This window comes from Stenotrophomonas sp. 78350_Sma, assembly GCF_056482105.1.
The window spans coordinates 1,154,713-1,176,820 of sequence record NZ_CM151182.1 but is presented as its reverse complement, the minus strand read 5'-3'; the positions used below and the strand labels follow the sequence as shown (position 1 = coordinate 1,176,820).

The following is a 22,108-nucleotide window of genomic DNA, read 5'->3' as shown; positions in this document are numbered from 1 at the left end:
CTGCATGGCCAACCGCACCCCCATCGACAGCGACGCCCTGGCCGCGCTGCTGCAGCACGACCCGCCTGCCGCGTTCGCGCACATCCGCGATGCCGCGCAGGCCGGGCAGGTCGAGGCACAACTGCTGCTCGCGCAGATGCACATGGAAGGCAAAGGCACCAAACAGGACGCCTCGGCGGCACGGCTCTGGTACGAGACCGCCGCCAACAACGGCGCGCCGATGGCGATGAACATGCTGGGCCGCTGCCACGAACTGGGCCAGGGCACCGCCCTCGACCCGACACTCGCCGCCGTGTGGTACCGGCGCGCGGCCGATACCGGCCTGGACTGGGGCCTGTACAACCTGGCCAACCTGCTGGCCACCGGCCGCGGTGTACCACAGGACCGCGCGCAGGCGCTGGCGCTGTACACCCGCGCCGCGCACCTGGGCCACGCCAAATCGATGAACCTGCTGGCCCGCCATCTCGAGGACGGCCTGGAGATCGGGCGCGATCCGCAGGCCGCGCTGGACTGGTACCGGCGCGCCGCCGAGACCGGCGATTTCCGCGGCCAGGCCAACTACGCATCGATCCTGCTGCAGGACGGCCAGATCGAGCAGGCGGTGCACTGGCTGCGACTGGCGTTGGCCCACGGCAGCCCGGCGTTCATGGCGCACATCGTGCCGGAACTGGCGGCGTCCCCACATCCGCAGGTGCGCGCCCTGGTCGCACCGCCGTCCCCCTGAGGAGTCCTACATGCTGCTGCACATCCCCGACATTCTCAGCGCCGAGCAGGTGGCCGCATTCCGACGTCGCCTGGATGCCGCCGATTGGACCGATGGCCGCGAAACCGTCGGCCATCTGGGGGCGCAGGCCAAGCACAACCAGCAGCTGCCCGAGGCATCGCCGTTGCGCCGCGAACTGGGTGAGACCATCCTCGTTGCGCTGGCCCGGCACCCGCTGTTCTTCAGCGCGGCGCTGCCGCTGAAGTACCTGCCGCCACGCTTCAACCGCTACAGCGGTGGCGGCACCTACGGTTTCCATGTCGACGGCGCGGTGATGAACCTGGCCAACGGCGAGCAGCTGCGCTCGGACATCTCCTGCACCCTGTTCCTGTCCGATCCGGACGAGTACGAGGGCGGCGAGCTGATCATCAGCGACACCTACGGCGAACACGAAGTGAAGCTGCCGGCCGGCGACCTGGTCGTGTATCCGTCCAGCAGCCTGCACAAGGTCAATCCGGTCACCCGCGGCGCGCGCGTGGCCTCGTTCTTCTGGGTGCAGAGCATGATCCGCGACGACGTGCAGCGGCGCCTGCTGTGGGAGATGGACGGCTCGATCGAACGCCTGCGGCAGACCGGTGGCGACGCCGAGGCGGTGCTGCAGCTGACCGGCGTGTACCACAACCTGCTGCGGCGCTGGAGCGAAGTCTGAGTCTTGCCGGGCCGGCCTGCGACATTTTGGCAATCATTCTCATTTGCAACGGCTAACGGCTCTCATTACAATCACGCCCCGTTGATGCCGGCCGCTGCCGGCAGCCCCATGGGGACCCCCGCTTGCTGCGTCCGCTCCGCCCTCGCCCACTGATCCATCGCAAGATGGGTGCCGCCATGCGCGGCCAGCGTCCTGCGCTGGCCAGCCTGCTGGCGTGGGTGGCGATGCTGGCGTTGCTGCTGGGCACCCTGCCGCTGCTGCCGCATCCGGCGACAGCGGCGACCGTGCAGGTACCGCTGGAAGAACGCGGCGGCGAAGGCCCATTGCAGGAAGAAGCCCCGGCCAAGCTGCGCCGCTGTGCCTCCACCCCGGTGAAAGCGGCCGAGAAGGCCCGTTCGCCGCTGCTGCTGGCCAGCCAGTGGCTGCGTACCGAACTTGAACTCGTACCCGCCACGCCGGCCATGCCTGGCGTGCGCACGGACTGGCCACTGGCCGCTCCGGACACGCCCTGGGCCGACGCGCCCGGGCGTCGCCAGCAACGCGGCCAGGCGCCGCCGCTCGCCTGATCAACGGCCCGACGTGACCGCCTGCGCGGTCGCGCCCGCACGCCGCTGCCTGCTTCATCCCTGCCGCCCCTGACCGGGCTTCCCACGCATGCCGCGCCCTTCGCGCCCGGCATCGCACCTCCCTGCATCTTTCGAGGTAACTGCCATGGCCCAGCGCCATCGTGTCCGTTCGTCCCTGTCCCGCCCCCTGCTGACCAGCGCCGTGCTGGCGGCGATGGCGGCCCCTGCTTTCGCGTATGGAGAGGTCGCCGGCGCCCCGCAGACGCTGGACAAGGTGGTGGTCACCGCCTCCGGCTTCGAACAGAAGGTGGTCGATGCACCGGCCAGCATCAGCGTGGTCAGCCGCGAGGAACTGAGCAAGCGCCCCTACACCAACCTGGTCGATGCGCTGCGCGACGTGGAAGGCATCGACGTCGGCCTGGAGGCCACCGACAAGAACGGCCGCGCCACCATCTCCATGCGCGGCCTGCCCTCCGAATACACCCTGGTGCTGATCGACGGCCGCCGCCAGAGCAATGTCGGCCAGCTGTACCCGAACAACTTCGGCGGCGGCCAGTTCGCCTACCTGCCGCCGCTGGATGCGATCGAGCGCATCGAAGTGGTGCGCGGCCCGATGTCAACGCTGTACGGCTCGGACGCGATGGGCGGCGTGATCAACATCATCACCCGTCGCAACCAGGACAGCTGGCATGGCGCGCTCACCCAGGGCTTCACCGTGCAGCAGGACGACCAGTTCGGCGATGCACGCACCACCGACCTGTACCTCAGCGGCCCGCTGCTGAAGGACCGCCTCAGCCTGGCGGTGCGCGGCAGCTACTACGATGCCAAGGCATCGAATCCGGAATGGGATGCACTGCCCCTTCCCGACGGCACGCTGTGGGAGCGCAGCATCGGCTTCGGTGGCGGCGGCAAGTCGGTGGCCAACACCAACTGGAATACCGGCGTGCGCCTGGACTTCCGCGTCAACGATGACCACGAGCTGTGGCTGGACTACGACGTCTCGCGGCAGAAGTACGACAACAGCCAAGGCCAGACCGGCACCCTGGACAGCCTGGCCAGCCTGTGGCGCGTGGGTAACGCAGTCATTCCCAACCCGAACGGCAACGGCACGGTCACCCGCCGCGTGGTGCAGCCGCGCGTGGGCTACACCGCCTACCAGCGCTACGAGCGCGACCAGCTGTCGCTGACCCACCAGGGCCGTTACAGCTTCGGCACCTGGCAGACCTCGCTGACCCACAGCAAGAGCAGCAACCTCGGCCGATCGCTGCCGTTGACCCTTGACGAGCGCGCCAACCTGCAGACGTTGTGGAACGACGTGTGCCGTCGTACCGGTGCCGCCAGCAACTGCGCGGCCGGCCGTGGCAATGCGCTGACCGCACTCAACCCCAGTGAAATGGCGCGCCTGCAGGCCTTCCTGCCGCGTCCGCTGCGCACCATGGAACTGGAAGGCTACGTGCTCGACACGATGCTGGATCTGGACTTCGGCACGCACAAGCTCACTGTCGGCGGCCAGTACAACGACACCGACATGATCGACGGCGTGTTCGGCATGGACGGCGCCGGCTACCGCAGCAACACCAAGCAGAAGCATCGCATGTGGGCGCTGTTCGCCGAGGACAACTGGGCGCTGACCGACACCCTGACTGCCACCTTCGGCCTGCGCTACGACGACCACAACATCTTCGGCAGCCATCTCAGCCCGCGCGGCTACCTGGTGTGGAATGCCAGCGATGCGTGGACCTTCAAGGGTGGCGTCAGCACCGGCTACAAGACCCCGCGTCCGGACCAGCTGTTCCCGGGCATCACCGGCTTTGGTGGCCAGGGCGTGCTGCCGCTGGTGGGCTCGCCGAACCTGAAGCCGGAAACCAGCACCAACTACGAGCTGGCCGCCTACTACGAAGGCCAGCGCTGGGGATTCAACGTCACCGGCTTCATCAATAAGTTCGAGGACAAGATCGCCAGCGGCGGCACCTTCCCGAACTGCGAAGTGGCACCGGCCGGCAGCGGCTACTGCGTGGACATCGGCCCGGGCTGGGCGGCGCTGGGCTACAGCACCTTCACCCAGAGCGTGAACATCGACAAGGCCGAAACCCGTGGTGCCGAACTGGCCGGCCACGTCGACCTGCTCGACACCCTGCAGCTGCGCGGCAACTACACCTGGACCAGGAGCGAGCAGACCAGCGGCCCGCAGAAGGGGCTGCCGATCACCGGCACCACCCCGGCCAAGCACATGGCCAATGCCAGCCTGAACTGGCAGCTCAACGAGGCCATCAGCCTGTCGCTGATCGGCGAGGGCCGCTACGACCGCTACCGCGACACGCTGCTGGACGCCAACGGCGCCAGCCAGACCCGCTACTACGAGGACTACACCATCTTCCACCTGGGTGGCAGCTGGAAGGCCACGCCATGGCTGACGGTCAATGCGCGGGTCAACAACCTGTTCGACAAGAACTTCGTCTCGCAGTCGTGCCTGCTGATCAGCCAGAGCGAGTTCAACTGCGTGGACGATTACGCGACCAAGGACCAGCGCCGCAGCTACTGGATTTCGTTGAACGCGAAGTTCTGACCGCCGCGCACCGGCAGTGCCGGCCACTGGCCGGCATTGCCCTGCTCCGGTGGGTGCCGACCTTGGTCGGCACCGCTTCATCCACGATCCGTGGTAGCGGTAGTGCCGGCCGCTGGCGGAAACCAGCAAGGGCCCCTCCGGGATACAGAACGACACGCAATTGCGAGCTATTCTCACCAATGATGTAATGGGCAGTCCCCGTCCGCCTCGAACCGTGCCGTGAGCCGTCCTGCCTCTTCCGCCGTGCAGCAGCAACAAAGCCGTGGCTTCTGGCTGCGGACGCTGCACCAGTGGCACTGGATCAGCTCGGCGGTGTGCCTGATCGGCATGCTGCTGTTCGCGGTGACCGGCCTGACCCTCAACCATGCCGCGAAGATCGAGGCCAAGCCACAGGTGCAGAACCAGCACCTGGAACTGCCAGCCGATCTGCTTGGCCAGCTCGGCACGCGCGAAGACGGCAATGCGCCGATCCCGCGCCCCGCCCGGCAATGGCTGGATACGCAGCTGGGCATCGCCATCGGCGGCCGCCCGGCCGAGTGGTCGGCCGAGGAGATCTACCTGTCGCTGCCACGACCGGGTGGCGACGCGTGGTTGAGCATCGATCGCGAGACCGGCGCGGTGGAGTACGAATCAACCTCGCGCGGCGCGGTGTCCTACCTCAACGACCTGCACAAGGGCCGCAATGCCGGCCCGGCATGGGGCTGGTTTCTGGACCTGTTCGCCGTGGCCTGCCTGGTGTTCTGCATCACCGGCCTGTTCCTGCTGCACCTCCATGCACGGCAGCGGCGCATGACCTGGCCGCTGGTCGGCCTCGGCCTGATGATCCCGCTGCTGATCGCCCTGCTGCTGATCCACTGACTTTTCCCCGTTTCCGGAGCCGCCCCATGCGCGTCACCCTGACCATCGCCCTCAGCGGCCTGCTGGCCACCTCGCCAGCCTATGCCACCACCCTCGACATCAACGTCGAAGTGCCCAAGCTCAACGTGGCCGAATACCACCGCCCGTATGTGGCCGTGTGGCTGGAAGGCGCCGACCAGAAGGTCGCGGCCAACCTCTCGGTCTGGTACCAGCAGACCAGCAACAGCGAAGGCCACGGCACCAAGTGGCTGCCCGACCTGCGCCAGTGGTGGCGCAAGAGCGGTCGCACCCTGCAGGTGCCGGTGGATGGCGTGACCGGTCCGACCCGCCCGGTCGGCAAGCACGCGCTGTCGTTCAACGACAAGCAGCCGGCACTGAAGCAGCTGGCCCCGGGCAACTACACCCTGGTAGTGGAAGCGGTGCGTGAAGTCGGCGGCCGCGAACTGCTGAAGATCCCCTTCACCTGGCCAGCCACCGCCGCGCAGAACGGCAAGGCGCAGGGCGCCACCGAACTGGGCCAGGTCACCCTCGCCGTCAAACCCTGAAAAGGGGACGGAGGGGATTAAGTCCTAATCCCCTCGCTCTTGTCGCATCACCCCGCATCCACTGGAGTCTTCCGCATGAAGCGCACGCTCGTCCTCGCCGCCGCCCTGGCCGCTGCCCTTCCCTTCTCCGCCCTGGCCCACAAGGCCTGGCTGCTGCCCTCGCAGACCGTGATCGCCGGCAACGCGCCGTGGATCACCGTCGACGGTGCGGTCTCCAACGACCTGTTCTACTTCAACCACGTGCCGCTGCGCCTGGAATCGCTGGTGATCACCGCACCGGACGGCAGCACCGTGCAGCCGCAGAACGCGTCGACCGGCAAGTACCGCAGCGTGTTCGACATCGAACTGAAGCAGGCGGGCACCTACCGCATCGCCTCGGTCAACGACGGCCTGTTCGCCACCTACGAACAGAACGGCGAGCGCAAGCGCTGGCGCGGCAGCGTCGCCACCTTTGGTGAACTGCCGAAGGATGCGAAGAAGCTGGAAGTGAGCCAGTCGGTCGGTCGCGTGGAGACCTTCGTCACCAACGGCGCGCCGAACGACACCGCGCTGAAGCCGACCAACCGTGGCATCGAGCTGGTCGCCGTCGGCCACCCGAACGACCTGTTCGCCGGCGAGGAAGCCACCTTCCGCGTACTGGTTGACGGCAAGCCGACCGCCGGCCTCGAATTCGAGATCGTGCGTGGCGCCACCCGCTACCGCAACGCGCAGGACGAACTGAAGCTGACCAGCGATGCCAAGGGCGAGATCAAGGTGACCTGGCCGGAAGCCGGCATGTACTGGCTGGAAACCGGCACCGAGGACAACAAGACCTCGGTGAAGCAGGCCGCGAAGCGCCGCCTGAGCTACGTGGCCACGCTGGAAGTGCTGCCGCAGTAATGACGTGGACCGCGATGCCGGGCAGGCCCCGGCATCGCCGCCGCAACGCCTCACCATGACCGATTCCCTGCTCGACATCGCCCGCCTCGGCGGCACCACCATGGGCACCACCTGGAGCGTGTCGCTGGTTGCGCCGCGCCAGCGCGACCTGCACCCGCTGCACGCCGGCATCCAGGCGCGGCTGGATGATGTGGTCGCGCAGATGAGCACGTGGGAGCCCGGCTCGGATCTAAGCCGCTACAACCGCACCAACGCCGGCCAATGGTGCGTGCTGCCGGCCGAGACGCGCCACGTTCTGGCCTGCGCACTGGCCATCGCTGCCGCCAGTGACGGTGCCTTCGATCCCACCATCGGCCCGCTGGTTGCACTGTGGGGCTTCGGTGCACATGCCGGTGAACGCCGCCAGCCCGACGACGCTACCCTGCAGGCCACGCGCGATCGCTGCGGTTGGCAGCGCCTGCAGTGGCAGGACGATGCGCTGCTGCAACCGGGTGGACTGGAACTGGATCTTTCTGCGATCGCCAAGGGCTTTGGCGTCGATCACGTGGCCGCCTGGTTGCGTGGGCAAGGCATTGCTGCTGCACTGATCGAGGTCGGTGGCGAACTGGCTGGCTATGGTCGCAAGCCGAACGGCCAGCCGTGGCGCGTGCTGGTGGAATCGGCGCCGGAAGAAGACGCGCACACCGAAACACCACCGCGGGTGCTGGCGCTGGACGGCAAGGCGGTGGCCACCTCCGGTGATCGCTGGCACCAGTACCAGGCCGATGGCGAGGCCTACAGCCACAGCCTGGACCCGCGTTCGGGCAGACCGGTGCGGCAGGTTGCAGCGGCGGTCACGGTGGTGGCCGACGACGCCATGCACGCCGATGCCTGGGCCACCGCACTGACCGTACTCGGTCGCGAACAGGGCATGGCGCTGGCCGAACGCGAAGGACTGGCCGCGCGCTACCTGCAACGCGCCGCAGAAGGCCCGCGGGAATTCCTCAGCAGCGCCCTCCAGCGCCTGCTCGACGAGCAGGACGCATGAGTGCACGACCGTCGCGCGCGCTGCTCGGCAACGCGCTTGTACTGATCCTGCTGGCGCTGATCGCCTGGGCGCTGCTGCGACTGCATCTCGGCGAAGCCTGGTGGCAGGGCGCGCCGCCGGAACGGCAATCGCAGATCGCCATCATCGCCACCGCGCTGTATGCGCTGGCCTGCGCCGCACTGTGGTGGCGTGGGCGACCGCGCGACGATACTGCAACCGGTGACACGCCCCCGATCCTGCTGGTCTGGTCCAGCCAGACCGGCTTTGCCCGCGAACTGGCCGAACGCAGTGCCGAGGCATTGCGTGGTGCCGGCGTGCCGGTGCGCGTGCGTGGCCTGCATGAGGTGGACGCGGCGCTGCTGGCCGACAGCCAGCGCGCGCTGTTCATCGCCAGCACCACCGGCGAAGGTGATCCGCCCGACCACGCCCTGCCCTTCCTGCGCGGGGTGATGGCCACGCCGCCCTCGCTGCAGCACCTGCGCTACGGCGTGCTCGCGCTGGGCGACCGCAGCTATGGCCACTTCTGCGGATTCGGCCACCAGCTCGACCAATGGCTGCGCCAGCACGGCGCGCACCCTCTGTTCGATGCGATCGACGTCGACAACGCCGATCCGGCCGCGCTGCGTCACTGGCAGCAGTTGCTGGGACAACTCGGCGGTAACGCCAGCGAACTGCCCGACTGGAGTCCGGCCGAGTACCAGCCGTGGACGCTGCTGCAGCGCACGCATCTGAACCCGGGCAGCCCCGGCGGCCCGGTGTACTGGATACGCCTGCAGCCACCGGCCGATGCAGATGCGCAGTGGCAGGCCGGCGACATCGCCGAGATCGGCCCGCAGCATGCATCGCACACCGTACGTGCCTGGCTGGACGCACAACGCTTCGATGCGGACATCGTGCTGGATGACGGGCAGACGTTGCTGGCACGCGTCGCGCGCTCGCACCTGCCCTCATTGGTTCCCCCGGGTGATCTGCCCGCATTGCTGGCGACCCTGCAGCCGCTGCCGCATCGCGAATACTCGATCGCCTCGGTGATGGCCGGTGGCGCGGTGGAACTGCTGCTGCGTCGCCAGCTGCGCGCGGACGGTACACCCGGCATCGGCAGCGGCTGGCTGTGCGACCACGCGGTCATCGGCGAGCCGGTGCAGCTGCGGCTGCGTCGCAACGACAACTTCCATGGCGTCGCCGCCCACGTGCCGCTGCTGTTGATCGGCAACGGCACCGGCATCGCCGGCCTGCGCGCGCACCTGCACGAACGTGCCCAGCGTGGCGCACGCCGTACCTGGCTGCTGTTCGGTGAGCGCACCGCTGCGCACGACTTCCACTTCGGTGAAGAACTGCAGGCGATGCTGGCCGACGGCTCGCTGGCGCGGTTGGATGCAGTGTTCAGCCGTGATGGCGGCGTGCACCGTTACGTGCAGGACCGGCTGCTGGCCGAAGCGGCAACGCTGCGGCAGTGGGTGGATGAAGGCGCGGCGATCCTGGTCTGCGGCAGCCTGCAGGGCATGGCCCCGGCGGTGGATGCGGTGATCGAGCAGGTGCTGGGAGCGGACGGCAAGGAAGCGTTGCTGTTGGCCGGTCGTTACCGGCGCGATGTGTATTGAGGTGGCCGCATCCACGCATGGCGTGGATCTACTGTAGAGCCGAGCCATGCTCGGCTGGCCGTGCCCACCGGCGCCAACGAATCATCACCCCGCCGCACTGACCCGGATCGCCAACAGCTCGCCACCGCCCTGCAACGCGTGCCGCTGACGTTCACCGGCTGCCAACCACGCGGTATCGCCGGCCTGCATGGCCGGCAATCCACTGTCCTCACCAAATTCGGCGTGCCCGGCCAACAGGTGCAGCGCCCAGGCCACACCCGGTTCGCAGAAGAAGAACATCGACCCCACCAATGGCCGGTGCAGCAGTTCGGCCTGCAGCAGCTCGCGCTTCCACATCAGGTTGAAGTCGTGGGTGATGCCGTCCACCAGTTCACCGTGCAGTGTTTCCTCACCCGCAAAGCGCACCCGTCCATGCGGTGGCAACACGTCGGCCACGCGGTCATCGTCGAAGCGCAGGCGCACGCCATTGCCCTGCAGCAGCACCAGCTCGCGCTCCACACCAGGGAAGGCGGAGAACGCCGCGTCCTGCTCGATCTCGGCCACCGACAGGCGCAGCGCCCAGTCATCGCCCTGCACGGGCAGGCGCAGGATCTCGCGGGTCCAGCCCAGGCCGTTGCGCCACCGTTCGCGGCGGTAGTCCAGGCTGGAGATCACCTGGCTCGGAGTGTGCAGCAGGGAGTCAATGTTCATCAGCGCATTGCATCATGCCGCGCGCCGTCGTGCATCACCGCGTGGCGAGCGTGCCCTGGCCGCCGCACCCACCGGCCAGCAGCTGCGAGTGCTTCAGCCAATCCTGGTCGGGGTAGTAAGCAAACACCATCGTGCCACCACGCAACGCATCGATCAGCGGCTTGGCTACCGACAGCCGCACCGCCGGACAGCCCAGGCTGCGCCCCAGCCGCCCCTGCAGCTGTGCGGTGGCCGGATTCACGTACGGCGCGCCGTGGATGACGATTGCTCGGTCACGCGCGCGGTCGTTGAAGCCCGGTTCCAGCCCGGCCAGGCGCAGCGAATATCCATTGCCCCCCATGTAGGTCTCCTGCGCGGTGAACGCGCCAAGACTGGACATGAAGCTGCCATCGCGGTTGGAGAAGTGCTCGGTGCGGTTCTCGCCACTGTTGCGGCCATGCGCCACCCATTCCTCGAACAGCAGGCGCTGGTGGGCCAGGTCGAACACCCACAGGCGCGGCTCGGTGGACGGCCGCGAATAGTCGATCACGCTGAGGCGATCACCATTGATGCCCAGCTCCGGCCGCTGCAGTGCGCAGCGCATGGCATGCGCCGCCAGTTGCAGCACGTGGCGGTCGGCCTTGGGTGCGCTGCGCGACAGCAGGGCAGCCAGATCATCGGCAGAGGTGGCGAGGGCGGGCGTCTGTGCCAGCGCCGGGGCGCTGGCCGAGGTCGCCAGCAGGCCGAACGCGGCCAGCCGGCACAGGCGGGATGCAGTCATGGGCACAACGAGGGGACTCAGTTGCCCTTGAGGGTGGACCCTGGCGGCTCGGATTCCAAGACCGGCTGCATTCCGGATTCAGCCGGGCTTGGGCGGACCGCCGGCAGCGAGGTCACCAGCAGGGTGGTGCCCGGCACCAGCACCTGGTACAGCTGACGGGCGAAATCGGTCGGCAGCGCCATCGGCAGCGAGGGCGTGGCCAGCAGGTCCGGCGTGGCCTGGGCACGGTCCTGGCCCAGCAACGGGTAGGCCGTCCACTGGTGCAGGCGCTGGTTCACGTCCAGCGGGCTGGGGGTGTCGCTGTAGCCCTGCCCCATCACGAACAGGGTCGTGCCCTGGAAGGCCGGCAGTGCATCGGCCTTCAACGGCGACTCGCCGATCATCACGCCATCGCGCAGCACGTACAGGCGCTGGTCGTGCAGGCTGACCAGGATGCCGACCTGCCCGGCCGGCGCCGCGGCGTCGTCCCACCAGGCCTGTGCCGGGGCTCCGCCCTCGGTCTCCGGCAGGGCCTGGCCGCGCGCGTTCACCGGCGCCAGCACCGACGGATAGGCCAGGGTCATCGGCGAGCTCTTGGCATCGGCCACGACCACGGTATCGCCGCGCTGGGTTTCGCTGAACAGCTTCTGCGCGAAGGCCTGCGGCAGGCGCACGCAGCCGTGCGAGGCCGGATGCCCGGGCAGGCTGCCGCCATGCAGGGCGATGCCGTCCCAGGTCAGCCGCTGCATGTAGGGCATCGGCGCGCTGTTGTAGAGGTTGGACTTGTGGTCCTTGTCCTTCTGCAGGATGGTGAACACACCAGTCGGTGTTTCGTGCCCGGCCTTGCCCGAGCTGATCGTGGTCAGGCCGATGGCAATGCCGTTGCGGTACACGTAGGCGCGCTGCTCATCGAGGCTGACCACCAGCACGATCGGGCCGCTCGGCGAGATTTCCGGATGCCACAGGTATTCGCCCGGCTTGAGGTCAGTCGGCCCGCGCACGTCGGCCGTGCTGGCGGCAGCGGCGGGCTTGGCAGCCGGTGTAGGCGCAGCGGCATGGGCCAGCAGCGGCAGGGCCAGTGCAAGGGCGAGCATCAGGGTCGTGGGGCGATGCGGAAACATCCAGCGGGTGTCCTTTCCGTGCGGAGCAGCCACCGTACACCATCGACCCGTGGTGGCCGCGGCAAAACCGGGCGCCGCAAATGAAACTGCCCGGCGACACAGCCATGTGTCGTACCGGGCAATCGTTACGTCCCTGTCGGCCTGCTGCCGCCCCCTCGCATCCTGCGCTGTGGGGGTAGCGTTGCATCCTGCACGCGGCCGCGTCTGTCCTGTTTGTATCTCAGCCCCTTCCACAGGTCTGTGATGCCACCATCCTGGTGATTGGTGCCGCATCCTGCGGCGGTCGGTGGTCACAGGCGTCCTGCCCGTGTCCGGTGAACCAGCCTCCTGCCAGTTCCGACGATTCCTGCTGTCAGCGCCTGGGTACGGTTCGCACCGGTACCGATCCGGGTACCGGATCCGCCGGCAACAGCCTGTTGCCTACGGTGATCCGCTGTCGATTCCGTTCGACGATTGCATTCCCTATTCCCTTCACCTGCGTCAGGTCCTCGACGCGATGAAACGGGCCGTGTCTGCGCCGGTGCTCGACAATTGCCTCGGCCTTGGCGGCTCCGACCATCGTCAATCCCTGCTGCAGCGCTTGGGCATCAGCGCGGTTGATGTCGATCGGTTCGGCGGCATGCGCCCCAGCGATCCCCATTACCAGTACCAGCACCCTCAACACGACAAACCAAGGCACGACGTGTATCTCCTTGTGATTCTGGCCGTCCCGACCGGCAATCCCGTCGGTAGGAACAGTGTCCGTCACCACATGTGCACAGCCTATCGGTTTCCCGGATTTCCGTAAGCCAGCCAAATACCCGACGTGATGTAGGAAAAACCCTACCCCAGCACAGGCGTAGAATGGCGCGATCACAGCCCATGCAACCGGAGTTTCAGATGGACAGCGCCAAGCTCGGCCAATTCGTCAATGACAAGTGGGACAGCGAGATCGTCCCGCAGTTGGTCGACTACATCCGCATTCCCAACAAGTCGCCGATGTTCGACGCCAATTGGGTGCAGAACGGCTACATGGAACAGGCGGTCACCTTGATGGAGAACTGGGCCAAGGCCCAGCAGCTGCCCGGCCTGAAGGTCGAGGTGGTGCGCCTGGAAGGCCGCACCCCGCTGATCTTCCTGGAAATTCCGGCCACCGGCGCCGAAACCGGCGACGACACCATCCTGCTCTACGGCCACCTGGACAAGCAGCCGGAAATGACCGGTTGGGACGACGACCTCGGCCCGTGGACCCCGGTCCTGCGCGGCGACAAGCTGTATGGCCGCGGCGGTGCGGACGACGGCTACGCCATCTTCGGCTCGCTGGCCGCCGTGCTGGCGCTGCAGGCCCAGGGCCTGCCGCACGCGCGCTGCGTGGTGCTGATCGAAGCCTGTGAAGAATCGGGCAGCTACGACCTGCCGGCCTACGTCGACCACCTGGCCGACCGTATCGGCAAGCCATCGCTGGTAGTCTGCCTGGATTCGGGCTGCGCCAACTACGACCAGCTGTGGTGCACCACCTCGCTGCGCGGCCTGACCGGCGGCAATTTCACCGTGAAGGTGCTCAACGAAGGCGTGCATTCCGGCGATGCCTCCGGCGTGATCCCGTCCAGCTTCCGCCTGCTGCGCCAGATCCTTTCGCGCATCGAGGACCAGGACACCGGCCGCATCCTGATCGACGGCATGAACGTCGAGATCCCGGCCGAGCGCCAGGAACAGGCCAAGCGCGCCGCCGAAGTGGTCGATACCGAGATCTTCGAGAAGTTCCCGATGGTCGACGGCCTGCGCCCGATGAACGAGGACCTGACCGAGCTGGTGCTCAACCGCACCTGGCGCCCGGCGCTGTCGGTCACCGGCGTCGGCGGCATGCCGCCGCTGGAATCGGCCGGCAACGTGCTGCGCCCGCAGACCTCGGTGAAGCTGTCGCTGCGCCTGCCGCCAACCGCCGATGGCAAGACCTGCGGCGAACTGCTGAAGGAAGCGCTGCTGCGCGACCCGCCGAACGGCGCACAGGTCACCCTGGACCTTGAAAAGGCGTCCACCGGCTGGAACGCCCCGGCCATGGCGCCGTGGCTGACCCAGGCCATCGACGACGCCAGCCAGGCCTTCTTCGGCAAGCCGGCGATGTACATGGGCGAAGGCGGCTCGATCCCGTTCATGGGCATGCTGGGCGAGAAGTTCCCGGGTGCGCAGTTCATGATCACCGGCGTGCTCGGCCCGCACTCCAACGCGCATGGCCCGAACGAGTTCCTGCACATCCCGATGGGCAAGAAGGTCACCGCCTGCGTATCCAAGGTGATCAGCGAGCACTACGCCGCCAGCCTGCGCGGCGAGACCAGCGGTTCGCCGGTGGCCGCCGACAGCGGCACCCGCCACGGCGACCACGGCTGCTGCTGATCCGGCACCCGTGACGGACGCAGCCTGGCCTTGCTAGGCTGCGTCCACACTCAAGCGGAATCCGCGCGCATGAATGGTCTGTTCGGCAGCAGCAGCTGGCTGTACATCCTGCTGGTGGGCTTCTTCGTCGGCCTGCTCGGGCGCTTCTTCATGCCCGGCAACAACCGCATGGGCTGCCTGCTGACCATCGTGCTGGGCATCCTTGGCGCGCTGCTGGCCGGCTGGTTCGGCCAGTACATGGGCTGGTACGCCCCCGGTGAACCGGCCGGTTTCCTCGGTGCGGTGGTGGGCGCGGTGGCCGTGCTGGCCATCCTGCGCCTGTTCAGCGGCCGCCGCTGACCCCGTCCCCTTCCTTTCCTGTTCCCGACGTTGGCGCGCCCGGCGCGCCCGGATATGCCTGCATGACCGAACCCGCCTCCGATCCCCAGCGCAGCGCGCAGCGCCTGCGGTGGGCCCGTACCCAGCTCGATGATGCCAACGCGGTGGTCGAGCGCGCTTCGGTCGATGCCGGCATGCGCAGCTACTGGCGCACCACCAGCACGCGCGGCAGCCACATCGTGATGGACGCCCCGCCGGGGCTGGAAGATCCGCGGCCGTGGCTGCGCATGCGCGGCCTGCTGCACGACAACGGTCTGCGCGTGCCCATGCTGCTCGCGCAGGACCTGGAGGCCGGCTTCCTGCTGCTGGAAGATCTCGGTGGCCCGACCCTGGCGAAGATCCTCGATGAGCGCAACGCCGATGAATGGTTCGGCCGCTCGATCGAACAACTGCTGCGCCTGCAGGCGATTCCGGTGCCGGCCGACTTCGGCCAGTTCGGCGAAGCGCTGCTGCAGCGTGATGCCGGCCTGTTCGACGAATGGTTCCTGCAGCGGCACCTGAACCTGGAGCTGGACTGCGGCGAGATCGAAGGCCTGCAGCTGGTGCATCGCCGCCTGATGGACAACGCGCTGGGCCAGGCCCAGCTGATGACCCACCGCGACTACATGCCGCGCAACCTGATGCCAGTCGACGACGGCCCGGCGGTACTGGATTTCCAGGACCTGGTGCGCGGCCCGATCGCCTACGACGCGGTAAGCCTGTTCAAGGACGCCTTCCTGAGCTGGCCGCTGCAGCGTGTGGACGAATGGCTGGCGCAGTACCACGAGCGTGCGCGCGAGGCCGGCCTGCCGGTGCCCGACCGCGCCACTTTCCTGCGCGATGCCGACTGGATGGGCATCCAGCGCCACGTAAAGATCCTTGGCCTGTTCTGCCGCCTGCGCTACCGCGACAACAAGGGCCATTACCTCGACGACGCGCCGCGCTTCATCACCTATCTGGATGAAGTGCTGCCGCGCTACCGCGAACTGGCACCACTGCAGCAGCTGCTGGAGCACCGCATCAAGCCGGCGCTGGCCGACCTGGCCGCACCGATGCGCGTGGCCCGATGAAGGCGCTGGTCTTTGCCGCCGGCCTCGGCGAGCGCATGCGCCCGCTGACCCTGCACACGCCCAAGCCGCTGCTGGAAGTAGCTGGCAAGCCGCTGATCGTGTGGCACCTGGAACGCCTGGCCGCACTCGGCGTGCGCGAGGTGGTGGTCAACACCGCATGGCTGGCCGAGCAGTTCCCGGCGACGCTGGGCGATGGCAGCCAATGGGGCCTGCGCCTGCATTTCATGTACGAAGGGCAGACCCCGCTGGAAACCGGCGGCGGCATCCTCAACGCGTTGCCGGTGCTGGACGACGCCCCGTTCCTGGTCGTGAACGGCGACATCTGGACTGACTTCGATTTCGCCACGCTGCCGCGCGAGCCGCAGGGCCAGGCGCACCTGGTGCTGGTCGACAATCCCACGCAGCACCCGGACGGGGACTACCGCCTTGATGCGCAGGGGTTGCTGCACCACGACCGCGAAGGGCCCTGCCTGACCTATGCCGGCATCGGCGTGTACCGTCCTTCGATCGTGGCCGACTGGCGCGCAGTGATCGGCGAGGCACCGGGCAGCGAGCGGATGCCGCCGAAGTTCTCGGTGGTGCCGCTGCAGAAGCATTTCATGGGGCAGGGATTGATGACGGGGCAGCACCATCGCGGGCGCTGGACCGATGTCGGCACCGTGGATCGCCTGCGTGCGCTGGATGCTGAGTTGGCGGCGAACGGCTGAGCCCCTCGTGGCTGGGCGTTTTCAGAGCAAAAGCCGTGCTTGGCCGGGCGGGGTGGGTTCGCGGGGGACGCCGTGAACCCATCCCTGGGGGCTTGGCCGCGGCATCCATGCCGCGGACACCCCCACGAACCCACCCCGCCCGGCCTCTGACAGTTTCCGTGGGCGTCCAGCCACGGAAGAAAGAAAGAAAAGCAAAAGCGGGTTGCTTCGCTGCGCTTGCTCTGGTGTCGACCAAGGTCGACACCCACCAACAGTAGTCAGCAGTGCAGTACGCAGTCCCGGCAGATCGCGGGAACCTGTCGAAGGCGGGGCGCTGTGGGTTTGCGGGGTGTGAGCCGCATGGATGCGGCGACCAAGCCCCCATGGACGGGTTCACGGCGTCCCCGCAAACCCACAGCGCCCCGCCATCCCACGGATAGCCCGCTTTTGACGTTGACGTTGCTTCGGCTTCTGCGGGTGCAGGGCGCAGCCCTGCCGAACAACATCCCTCAGTAACGCGGCCGGCCTTCTTCCAGCACCTGCCGCAGGAACGGCACGGTGATTCGCCGCTTCGCCGCCAGCGACTCGCGGTCCAGCCAGTCCAGCAGCGTGATCAACCCACCCAGCTCGCGTCCGGTGTGCGACAGCAGCCACTCGATGGACGCCTCGTCGATCGCCAGCCCACGGCGCAGCGCACGCTCACGCAGCACCGCTGCTCGCCCTTCCTCATCCAGCGGCTGCAGCAGCACGCGCACGCACTGGCCCAGCCGCGAACGCAGGTCCGGCAGCACCAGGCCCAGCGCTTCCGGCGCCTTCTGCGCCGTGTACAGCACAGTCACGCCCGCCGCGCGCGCACGGTTGTGGAAATCGAACAGCGCGATCTCGTCCTCGCGGTTGCCGGCAACCTCGTCCAGGCCGTCCAGCGCCACCAGTTCGCGCGCCTCCAGCCCATCCAGCGCCGCACGCACGCGGCCGGCCGCACTGGCCAGCGGTACGTAGGTCGGCAGCCGCCCGGCCTGCTCGGCGCTGGAGCACATCGCCAGCGCCTGGTGGGTCTTGCCGGTGCCCGCCGCACCTTCCAGGTAGACCCAATCGTGGCTGGCACCCACCGCGATCGCGCGCAGCTGCGCCAGCGCGCCATCCGGCGCGCCGATGAAGGTCTCCAGGCGCTGGTCCCGCGGGTAATGCAGGGCCAGCGGCAGTTGCGGCACACCCATCACTTCAGGTCGGGGCCCTTGTCGTTCGGAATGATGATATGGGGGGCATCGACCACGCCATCAAGCACGATCGCCGGCTTCTCACCCACGTACAGCTCGCTCTGGCGATAACGCTGGTGCGCGTAGCGCAGCAGCACGTTGGTCACTGCGGCCACCGGCAGCGCCAGCAGCATGCCGAGGAAGCCGAACAGCTGGCCACCGGCCATCACCGCGAAGATCACCGCCACCGGGTGCAGGCCGATCTTGTCGCCGACGATGCGCGGGGTCAGCACGTAGCTCTCCAGCAGCTGGCCCACGGTGAACACCACGCCCACCAGGATCAGCAGCTTCAGGTCGAAGCCCTGCGCCTGCACCAGCGCGGCGACCACCGCCATCAGGATGCCGGTGGTCGCGCCCAGGTAGGGAATGAAGCTGATCAGGCCGGCAATCAGGCCGATCAGCAGGCCCAGCTTCAGGCCGACCAGCGACAGGCCACCGGCGTAGATCACGCCCAGCGCCAGCATCACCAGGAACTGCCCGCGGATGAACGCACCCAGCACTTCGTTGGATTCACGCGCCAGCGCGCTGATGGTGCCGATCTGGTTGCGCGGGATCACCGAAGCCACCCGCTCGACCAGCTTGTCCCAGTCACGCAGGAAGTAGAACGCCAGGATCGGCAGCAGCAGGATGTTGACCACCCAGGTCACCATCGCAAAACCCGAGCGCGAGACGTAGCCCATGAACGTGGTGGCAAAGCCGCCGGCCTGCTGCCAGTGGCTGCGCACCCATTCGATCAGGCGGTCCGGGTCCATCCACTGCATCACTTCCAGGCCGGTCTTCTGCTCGAACCAGGGAATCCCCTTCTCCATCAGCCACGCCTGTGCCTGCGGCGCGACCGCGATCAGGGTGGTGATCTGGCGCTCGATCATCGGCACCAGCACCAGCAGCAGCGCCACGATCACCAGTACCATCGCCGCGAACACCAGCACCACGCCGGTCATGCGCGAGCGGCCGGTGGCCTCGATGCGGTCCACCAGCGGGTCACCCAGCCAGGCCAGCGCCAGCGCCAGCACGAACGGGGTCAGGATCGGCGCCAGAAGCCACACCACCCAGCCGATCAGGCCGGCGAACAGGATGTACTTCAGGCGGCGCAGGAACTGCGCGATTTCCGCTTCAGGGGTCAGGGTCATCGCAGGCGGTACTCGTTGCTGACCGGGGCGGCCACCGGGGTACCGGTGGTGTCATCGATCGGCGTAGGCAGGGCCGGCAGCGGCGCGCTCGGCACCAGCACGCCGTTGTCGCCCAGCATGCGGTTGAAGCCGGCCAGGCCGGTGGTCATCTCCAGGCTCAGTTCCAGCTGGCTTGCCGAGGCGTGCAGCGGGGTGACGCTGCGTACCACCGGCACTTCGCGCAGGCCGGCAGCCAGGCGCAGGTAGTCGTCGGCACTGTTGATGCCGGTGACCACCACACGGTAGGTCCCGGCCTGGCCGACGGCAGCGCCCGCCTTGGCATAGCGCTTGACCAGCGCATCGGCGGCGCCGTCGGCACCGGCGGCCATCGCGCGCATGGCGTTGGCGTCCTTGCTGGTCCACTTGTTCAGTTCACGGCCGTTGTCGACGAACACCCAGTCCGCCTGCCAGCCGCCATTGGCGCGGTACAGCTTGCCGATCAGCTGCATCGGCGGCGAGTAGCGCGAGGAGGCACGGGCCACGGCGGCACTGTCCTGGCGCCAGATCGCACCCGCCAGCGCCTGTTCGGCGGCACCACCACTGGGCAGGCCCAGCTTGTAGCCACGCTCGATGGCGCGGTTCAGCAGCGGGCGGGCGGCGTTGGCCTGCTGCACGCTGACCAGGCGCGGGCCGCTGCCATCGTCGACGGCCAGCCACAGCACCGGCTTCGGTCGCGGCTGCGGCCACAGTGGCAGGCCCAGCGCCGACACCAGCGAATCAACGTCGTCCTCGCGGAAGCGGGCCACCAGCAGAGTACGGAAGCTGGGGGCACCGCTGGCGCTCACGCTCTGGTCCTGCTTGTAGTCGTAGCTGGCCACGTAGTCCTTGGCGTTGCGCAGCGCCTGCACCACGCCGGGGCGGGACATCACGCTGCGGTCGCCGGACAGCTTGCCCAGTACCACGCTCAGGGCGCGGGCCAGGGCGCCGTTGCGATCGGCCTCGGCTTGGCTGTTGACGGGCACTTCGGCCTCGTACGCGCCACTGGCGGTGGCGACATCACCCTCGGTGCGAAGGCCGCTCTGGGCCATCGTGGCCACCGGCAGGCTCAGCGCAAGGAGCAGGGTCAGAATCAGGCTGCGGCGCATCAGGACATCCATTGGCTCGACGTATCCGGGGGAATTGTTGCCCGAATACGGCCTTTGCGCCAATGCGGCCTGTTAAAATCGCCCGTTCAACCCCTGCCAGCGCCGACGCCCGTGACCAACACCCCGTCTTCCGCCCCCTCCCCCCTCACCTATCGTGACGCGGGTGTCGACATCGACGCCGGCAATGAGCTGGTCGAGCGGATCAAGCCCCTGGTCAAGCGCAGCTTCCGCCCGGAAGTGATGGGCGGCCTGGGCGGCTTCGGCGCCCTGTTCGACCTGTCCAACAAGTACCGCGAGCCGGTGCTGGTGTCCGGTACCGACGGCGTGGGCACCAAGCTGAAGCTGGCCCACCAGCTGAACCGCCACGATACGATCGGCATCGACCTGGTCGCCATGTGCGTGAACGACGTGCTGGTGCAGGGGGCCGAGCCGCTGTTCTTCCTGGACTACTTCGCCACCGGCAAGCTGGACATCGATACCGCCGCGGCGGTCGTGGGCGGCATCGCCAACGGCTGCACCGAGGCCGGCTGCGCCCTGATCGGCGGCGAAACCGCTGAAATGCCCGACATGTATGCCCCGGGCGAGTACGACCTGGCTGGCTTCACCGTCGCCGCAGTCGAGAAGAGCGAGCTGAAGGACGGCGCCAGCGTGGCCGCCGGCGACGTGCTGATCGGCATCGCCTCCTCCGGCCCGCACTCCAACGGCTACTCGCTGGTGCGCCGCATCTACGACCGCGCCGGCCGCCCGGCCGATCTGGAGCTGGAAGGCGGCGTGAAGCTGGTCGATGCCCTGATGGCACCGACCCGCCTGTACGTCAAGCCGATCCTGTCGCTGCTGAAGTCGCACGGCGAGGCCATCCATGGCATGGCCCACATCACCGGTGGCGGCCTGACCGAGAACATCATCCGCGTGGTGCCCGACGGCCTCGGCCTGGACATCCAGGCGTCGTCCTGGACCCTGCCGCCGGTGTTCCAGTGGCTGCAGAAGGAAGGCGCGGTGGCCGACAGCGAGATGTGGCGCACCTTCAACTGCGGCATCGGCTTCGTGCTGATCGTCGCAGCGGAGCAGGTGGCCGCCGTGTCCGAGGCGGTCAAGGCGCAGGGCCTGGAGCACTGGACCATCGGCCAGGTGGTCACCGCCGAAGGCGCCGAGCGCGTCCACATCGGCTGAGCCCGGCAACCAGGAGCCCGCATGGACGCAACGCCCCCCTTGTCGCCCGCCCCCGTACCGCCGCCGCTGGCGACGGTACCGCCGTTCAGCGCGCAGGATGCCGACCACCTGCGCATGCTGGCCATCGCACACTTCGTGGTCGGTGGCCTGATCGTGCTGTTCTCGCTGATCTTCATCCTGCACATCGTGATCGGCATCGCTGCGTTGACCGGCAGCCTGCCGATGAAGTCTGGCGGCGAGCCCTCCTCGCCGGAGGAACAGCGCCTGATGGGCTGGGTGTTCACTGTTCTCGGCTGCGTCGTTGTGTTCGGTGGCATCGCGCTGGGCGGGTTCGTGGCCTATGCGGGTCGTTGCCTGGCCCGCCGTCGCCGCCATCTGCTGTGCCTGATCGCGGCTGGCCTGGCCTGCCTGTTCACGCCGGTCGGCACGGTGCTGGGTGTGTTCAGCCTGATCACCCTGCTGCGTCCGCAGGTCAAGGCTGCCTTCGACGCTCCCGCCACGGCCGCATGACCGCCTCCAACATGCCGCCGCCGTTGCCGCAGCAGACCCTGGCGCAGCTGCAGCTGGTCAGCCATCTGCAGACACTGGGAGTGCTGTTCTACGCCCTGGCCGGTTTCCACTGGGTCGCCGCAGTGGCGTTCCTTGGCCTCAGTGGATGGGTGGCCCACTCACGCGGCCTGGACGATGCCTGGATGCTGACCACGGTCTATGCCTCGATCGCCGTGCTGGCCATCGTGCTGGGTGTTGTGCAGCTGCATACCGCGCGCCTGCTGTCACGCCGCACCGGCCTGGCCTGGTGCCAGCGCGCGGCGTGGCTGGGCGTGCTGGCTGGCCCACTGGGCATGGCGTTGACCGCCTATGCCTGGGTGTTCCTGTCCAAGCCGGACATGGCCGCGCTGTTCGACCGCGGCGACCATCTCGGCGTCTGAGCCCGCAGG

The 22,108-nt window shown here is 68.1% G+C and carries 23 protein-coding genes; 16 read left to right on the top strand and 7 right to left on the bottom strand.

Annotated features, from left to right (window positions below; translation table 11 throughout):
- Positions 1-4: 4 nt before the first annotated feature.
- The 9 genes from ACZK4H_RS05440 (at position 5) to ACZK4H_RS05400 (ending at position 9,454) form a co-directional block, all read left to right on the top strand.
- The gene (locus ACZK4H_RS05440) at positions 5-724 is read left to right on the top strand and encodes a tetratricopeptide repeat protein (protein ID WP_099553075.1); all 720 of its coding nucleotides are present in this window, start codon (positions 5-7) and stop codon (positions 722-724) included.
- 10 nt (positions 725-734) lie between these two features.
- Positions 735-1,412, top strand: a complete 678-nt coding sequence (locus ACZK4H_RS05435; RefSeq protein WP_099553076.1) for a Fe2+-dependent dioxygenase — start codon at positions 735-737, stop codon at positions 1,410-1,412.
- Positions 1,413-1,576: 164 nt separating this feature from the next.
- The gene (locus ACZK4H_RS05430; protein WP_099553077.1) at positions 1,577-1,978 is read left to right on the top strand and encodes a hypothetical protein; all 402 of its coding nucleotides are present in this window, start codon (positions 1,577-1,579) and stop codon (positions 1,976-1,978) included.
- 145 nt (positions 1,979-2,123) lie between these two features.
- A complete protein-coding gene (locus tag ACZK4H_RS05425) occupies positions 2,124-4,544 on the top strand; it encodes a TonB-dependent receptor domain-containing protein (protein WP_099553078.1) in 2,421 nt (806 codons plus the stop codon).
- A gap of 219 nt (positions 4,545-4,763) precedes the next feature.
- On the top strand, positions 4,764-5,402 hold the full coding sequence (locus ACZK4H_RS05420; protein ID WP_099553079.1) for a PepSY-associated TM helix domain-containing protein: 639 nt from the start codon (positions 4,764-4,766) through the stop codon (positions 5,400-5,402).
- 26 nt (positions 5,403-5,428) lie between these two features.
- Positions 5,429-5,947: a DUF2271 domain-containing protein gene (locus tag ACZK4H_RS05415; protein ID WP_099553080.1), complete on the top strand. Its 519-nt coding sequence runs from the start codon at positions 5,429-5,431 to the stop codon at positions 5,945-5,947.
- 75 nt (positions 5,948-6,022) lie between these two features.
- The gene (locus tag ACZK4H_RS05410) at positions 6,023-6,826 is read left to right on the top strand and encodes a DUF4198 domain-containing protein (RefSeq protein WP_099553081.1); all 804 of its coding nucleotides are present in this window, start codon (positions 6,023-6,025) and stop codon (positions 6,824-6,826) included.
- A 55-nt stretch (positions 6,827-6,881) separates the two neighbouring features.
- Positions 6,882-7,853 carry an FAD:protein FMN transferase gene (locus tag ACZK4H_RS05405; RefSeq protein WP_099553109.1) on the top strand — a complete coding sequence of 324 codons (972 nt, stop codon included), beginning with the start codon at positions 6,882-6,884 and terminating at the stop codon, positions 7,851-7,853.
- Entirely contained in the window at positions 7,850-9,454 is a 1,605-nt protein-coding gene (locus tag ACZK4H_RS05400; RefSeq protein WP_099553082.1) for a sulfite reductase subunit alpha, read from the top strand. Before ACZK4H_RS05405 ends, ACZK4H_RS05400 begins: the two co-directional genes overlap by 4 nt.
- Before the next feature lie 84 nt (positions 9,455-9,538).
- Here ACZK4H_RS05400 and ACZK4H_RS05395 read toward each other — a convergent pair whose 3' ends face one another.
- The 4 genes from ACZK4H_RS05395 to ACZK4H_RS05380 all read right to left on the bottom strand — a co-directional run bounded on the left by ACZK4H_RS05395 (position 9,539) and on the right by ACZK4H_RS05380 (position 12,683).
- Complete coding sequence (locus ACZK4H_RS05395) at positions 9,539-10,144, bottom strand: HutD/Ves family protein (RefSeq protein ID WP_099553083.1); 606 nt, start codon at positions 10,142-10,144, stop codon at positions 9,539-9,541.
- Between the two features lie 34 nt (positions 10,145-10,178).
- Positions 10,179-10,904, bottom strand: a complete 726-nt coding sequence (locus tag ACZK4H_RS05390; protein ID WP_010483599.1) for a murein L,D-transpeptidase catalytic domain family protein — start codon at positions 10,902-10,904, stop codon at positions 10,179-10,181.
- Positions 10,905-10,921: 17 nt separating this feature from the next.
- On the bottom strand, positions 10,922-12,004 hold the full coding sequence (locus ACZK4H_RS05385) for a L,D-transpeptidase (RefSeq protein WP_099553084.1): 1,083 nt from the start codon (positions 12,002-12,004) through the stop codon (positions 10,922-10,924).
- Positions 12,005-12,356: 352 nt separating this feature from the next.
- Positions 12,357-12,683, bottom strand: a complete 327-nt coding sequence (locus tag ACZK4H_RS05380; protein ID WP_239503787.1) for a ComEA family DNA-binding protein — start codon at positions 12,681-12,683, stop codon at positions 12,357-12,359.
- A 200-nt stretch (positions 12,684-12,883) separates the two neighbouring features.
- On the opposite strand from ACZK4H_RS05380, the gene ACZK4H_RS05375 reads away from it, so the two are divergent.
- The 4 genes from ACZK4H_RS05375 to murU all read left to right on the top strand — a co-directional run bounded on the left by ACZK4H_RS05375 (position 12,884) and on the right by murU (position 16,511).
- A complete protein-coding gene (locus tag ACZK4H_RS05375) occupies positions 12,884-14,377 on the top strand; it encodes a M20 family metallopeptidase (RefSeq protein ID WP_099553086.1) in 1,494 nt (497 codons plus the stop codon).
- A gap of 69 nt (positions 14,378-14,446) precedes the next feature.
- Positions 14,447-14,716: a GlsB/YeaQ/YmgE family stress response membrane protein gene (locus ACZK4H_RS05370; RefSeq protein ID WP_053516629.1), complete on the top strand. Its 270-nt coding sequence runs from the start codon at positions 14,447-14,449 to the stop codon at positions 14,714-14,716.
- Positions 14,717-14,778: 62 nt separating this feature from the next.
- Positions 14,779-15,804, top strand: coding sequence for an aminoglycoside phosphotransferase family protein (locus ACZK4H_RS05365; protein WP_099553087.1), 1,026 nt, complete (start codon positions 14,779-14,781; stop codon positions 15,802-15,804).
- Complete coding sequence (gene murU / locus ACZK4H_RS05360; RefSeq protein ID WP_099553088.1) at positions 15,801-16,511, top strand: N-acetylmuramate alpha-1-phosphate uridylyltransferase MurU; 711 nt, start codon at positions 15,801-15,803, stop codon at positions 16,509-16,511. The genes ACZK4H_RS05365 and murU overlap by 4 nt, the downstream gene beginning before the upstream one ends.
- A 488-nt stretch (positions 16,512-16,999) precedes the next feature.
- Here murU and hda read toward each other — a convergent pair whose 3' ends face one another.
- The 3 genes from hda to ACZK4H_RS05345 are packed head-to-tail and all read right to left on the bottom strand — an operon-like array spanning position 17,000 to position 20,012.
- On the bottom strand, positions 17,000-17,707 hold the full coding sequence (hda, locus tag ACZK4H_RS05355; RefSeq protein WP_099553089.1) for a DnaA regulatory inactivator Hda: 708 nt from the start codon (positions 17,705-17,707) through the stop codon (positions 17,000-17,002).
- A complete protein-coding gene (locus ACZK4H_RS05350; protein WP_099553090.1) occupies positions 17,707-18,876 on the bottom strand; it encodes an AI-2E family transporter in 1,170 nt (389 codons plus the stop codon). The genes hda and ACZK4H_RS05350 overlap by 1 nt, the downstream gene beginning before the upstream one ends.
- The gene (locus ACZK4H_RS05345) at positions 18,873-20,012 is read right to left on the bottom strand and encodes a DUF2066 domain-containing protein (protein ID WP_099553091.1); all 1,140 of its coding nucleotides are present in this window, start codon (positions 20,010-20,012) and stop codon (positions 18,873-18,875) included. The genes ACZK4H_RS05350 and ACZK4H_RS05345 overlap by 4 nt, the downstream gene beginning before the upstream one ends.
- A gap of 99 nt (positions 20,013-20,111) precedes the next feature.
- Here ACZK4H_RS05345 and purM point away from each other — a divergent pair, with 99 nt between their 5' ends.
- From purM to ACZK4H_RS05330, 3 genes are read left to right on the top strand one after another with little or no spacing between them, the layout of a single operon-like run.
- Positions 20,112-21,170 (top strand): phosphoribosylformylglycinamidine cyclo-ligase, encoded by a 1,059-nt coding sequence (purM, locus tag ACZK4H_RS05340; protein ID WP_099553092.1) that lies wholly within the window; start codon positions 20,112-20,114, stop codon positions 21,168-21,170.
- Between the two features lie 21 nt (positions 21,171-21,191).
- Positions 21,192-21,680 (top strand): hypothetical protein, encoded by a 489-nt coding sequence (locus ACZK4H_RS05335; protein WP_099553093.1) that lies wholly within the window; start codon positions 21,192-21,194, stop codon positions 21,678-21,680.
- Positions 21,677-22,099 carry a hypothetical protein gene (locus tag ACZK4H_RS05330; protein WP_099553094.1) on the top strand — a complete coding sequence of 141 codons (423 nt, stop codon included), beginning with the start codon at positions 21,677-21,679 and terminating at the stop codon, positions 22,097-22,099. Before ACZK4H_RS05335 ends, ACZK4H_RS05330 begins: the two co-directional genes overlap by 4 nt.
- Positions 22,100-22,108: the final 9 nt, after the last annotated feature.

Bases quoted from the DNA above. Each gene is read 5' to 3' on its own strand.
- ACZK4H_RS05440 (WP_099553075.1), top strand. From the start codon at position 5: ATGGCCAACCGCACCCCCATCGACAGCGACGCCCTGGCCGCGCTGCTG.
- ACZK4H_RS05435 (WP_099553076.1), top strand. From the start codon at position 735: ATGCTGCTGCACATCCCCGACATTCTCAGCGCCGAGCAGGTGGCCGCA.
- ACZK4H_RS05430 (WP_099553077.1), top strand. From the start codon at position 1,577: ATGGGTGCCGCCATGCGCGGCCAGCGTCCTGCGCTGGCCAGCCTGCTG.
- ACZK4H_RS05425 (WP_099553078.1), top strand. From the start codon at position 2,124: ATGGCCCAGCGCCATCGTGTCCGTTCGTCCCTGTCCCGCCCCCTGCTG.
- ACZK4H_RS05415 (WP_099553080.1), top strand. From the start codon at position 5,429: ATGCGCGTCACCCTGACCATCGCCCTCAGCGGCCTGCTGGCCACCTCG.
- ACZK4H_RS05410 (WP_099553081.1), top strand. From the start codon at position 6,023: ATGAAGCGCACGCTCGTCCTCGCCGCCGCCCTGGCCGCTGCCCTTCCC.
- ACZK4H_RS05405 (WP_099553109.1), top strand. From the start codon at position 6,882: ATGACCGATTCCCTGCTCGACATCGCCCGCCTCGGCGGCACCACCATG.
- ACZK4H_RS05400 (WP_099553082.1), top strand. From the start codon at position 7,850: ATGAGTGCACGACCGTCGCGCGCGCTGCTCGGCAACGCGCTTGTACTG.
- ACZK4H_RS05395 (WP_099553083.1), bottom strand. From the start codon at position 10,144: ATGAACATTGACTCCCTGCTGCACACTCCGAGCCAGGTGATCTCCAGC.
- ACZK4H_RS05390 (WP_010483599.1), bottom strand. From the start codon at position 10,904: ATGACTGCATCCCGCCTGTGCCGGCTGGCCGCGTTCGGCCTGCTGGCG.
- ACZK4H_RS05385 (WP_099553084.1), bottom strand. From the start codon at position 12,004: ATGTTTCCGCATCGCCCCACGACCCTGATGCTCGCCCTTGCACTGGCC.
- ACZK4H_RS05375 (WP_099553086.1), top strand. From the start codon at position 12,884: ATGGACAGCGCCAAGCTCGGCCAATTCGTCAATGACAAGTGGGACAGC.
- ACZK4H_RS05370 (WP_053516629.1), top strand. From the start codon at position 14,447: ATGAATGGTCTGTTCGGCAGCAGCAGCTGGCTGTACATCCTGCTGGTG.
- ACZK4H_RS05365 (WP_099553087.1), top strand. From the start codon at position 14,779: ATGACCGAACCCGCCTCCGATCCCCAGCGCAGCGCGCAGCGCCTGCGG.
- murU (WP_099553088.1), top strand. From the start codon at position 15,801: ATGAAGGCGCTGGTCTTTGCCGCCGGCCTCGGCGAGCGCATGCGCCCG.
- hda (WP_099553089.1), bottom strand. From the start codon at position 17,707: ATGGGTGTGCCGCAACTGCCGCTGGCCCTGCATTACCCGCGGGACCAG.
- ACZK4H_RS05350 (WP_099553090.1), bottom strand. From the start codon at position 18,876: ATGACCCTGACCCCTGAAGCGGAAATCGCGCAGTTCCTGCGCCGCCTG.
- ACZK4H_RS05345 (WP_099553091.1), bottom strand. From the start codon at position 20,012: ATGGATGTCCTGATGCGCCGCAGCCTGATTCTGACCCTGCTCCTTGCG.
- ACZK4H_RS05335 (WP_099553093.1), top strand. From the start codon at position 21,192: ATGGACGCAACGCCCCCCTTGTCGCCCGCCCCCGTACCGCCGCCGCTG.
- ACZK4H_RS05330 (WP_099553094.1), top strand. From the start codon at position 21,677: ATGACCGCCTCCAACATGCCGCCGCCGTTGCCGCAGCAGACCCTGGCG.